This window comes from [Flexibacter] sp. ATCC 35208 (genome assembly GCF_001975825.1).
In the GTDB taxonomy this organism is placed as follows: domain Bacteria; phylum Bacteroidota; class Bacteroidia; order Chitinophagales; family Chitinophagaceae; genus Chitinophaga.
Genome location: NZ_MTKN01000356.1, coordinates 1 through 350 on the forward strand (window position 1 = coordinate 1; position 350 = coordinate 350).

Annotated in this window: 1 protein-coding gene; it reads left to right on the forward strand. The window is 48.6% G+C overall.

The features are described from left to right. Positions 1-350 (forward strand): hypothetical protein (locus BW716_RS37445; RefSeq protein WP_220388959.1); only part of this gene is annotated, 350 nt, incomplete at both ends.

The window sequence follows — 350 nt, forward strand, 5'->3', positions numbered from 1 at the left end:
GGTACCCTGACCATCACACCAATTGAAACCCGTGTAGACATCGCAGGTCAGTGTACAAACAATTATTACCTGATCCGTAAATGGGTAGCGGTTGATAACTGTGGTAATGTAAGCGACACCCTGAGACAGACCGTAACTGTGAAAGATACCACCGGTCCTGTGTTCTCTGGTACTGCTCCTGCCAACGTAACCGTTGATTGTGATAAGGTACCTGCCGGAACTACCCTGACTGCTACTGATAACTGTACAACAGGTACCATCACTGTAACACCAGTGGATACCAGACAGTCAATCTCCGGCAGCACTTGTAGCAATACTTACCAGATCACCCGTACATGGACTGCGACCGA